The 587-nt window shown below is 55.2% G+C and carries 6 tRNA genes; all 6 read left to right on the plus strand.

Features of this window, described 5'->3' with window-relative positions:
* Positions 1 to 23 precede the first annotated feature (23 nt).
* Positions 24 to 97 (plus strand) — tRNA-Pro (locus AZF08_RS09540).
* 13 nt (positions 98 to 110) lie between these two features.
* Positions 111 to 183, plus strand: a tRNA-Ala gene (locus AZF08_RS09545).
* A 17-nt stretch (positions 184 to 200) separates the two neighbouring features.
* Positions 201 to 277: transfer RNA gene (locus AZF08_RS09550), tRNA-Met, on the plus strand.
* A 3-nt stretch (positions 278 to 280) separates the two neighbouring features.
* Positions 281 to 357: transfer RNA gene (locus AZF08_RS09555), tRNA-Ile, on the plus strand.
* Positions 358 to 374: 17 nt separating this feature from the next.
* Positions 375 to 467, plus strand: a tRNA-Ser gene (locus AZF08_RS09560).
* 26 nt (positions 468 to 493) lie between these two features.
* Positions 494 to 570, plus strand: a tRNA-Met gene (locus tag AZF08_RS09565).
* Positions 571 to 587: the final 17 nt, after the last annotated feature.

Raw genomic sequence — 587 nt, forward strand, 5'->3', positions numbered from 1 at the left:
CCTCTCGGGCGCGCTTTTATTAACGGGAAGTGGCTCAGCTTGGTAGAGCACCTGGTTTGGGACCAGGGGGTCGCAGGTTCAAATCCTGTCTTCCCGATAGTTTTAAACACGGGGCCTTAGCTCAGCTGGGAGAGCGCCTGCCTTGCACGCAGGAGGTCAGCGGTTCGATCCCGCTAGGCTCCACTTATTTAATTCCATATGGCGGTGTAGCTCAGCTGGCTAGAGCGTACGGTTCATACCCGTGAGGTCGGGGGTTCGATCCCCTCCGCCGCTACCATAAGGACCTTTAGCTCAGCTGGTTAGAGCAGACGGCTCATAACCGTCCGGTCGTAGGTTCGAGTCCTACAAGGTCCACCATTTAAAGTAAATTCCCTGGAGGTATACCCAAGTCTGGCTGAAGGGATCGGTCTTGAAAACCGACAGGCGGCGAGAGTCGCGCGGGGGTTCGAATCCCTCTACCTCCTCCATTTTTAAAAAAAGAATATTATATCGTCGCGGGGTGGAGCAGTCTGGTAGCTCGTCGGGCTCATAACCCGAAGGTCGCAGGTTCAAATCCTGTCCCCGCAACCAAATGGTCCCGTGGTGTA

Origin of the sequence: Bacillus gaemokensis, from assembly GCF_001590835.1 — a bacterium.
GTDB lineage: Bacteria > Bacillota > Bacilli > Bacillales > Bacillaceae_G > Bacillus_A > Bacillus_A gaemokensis.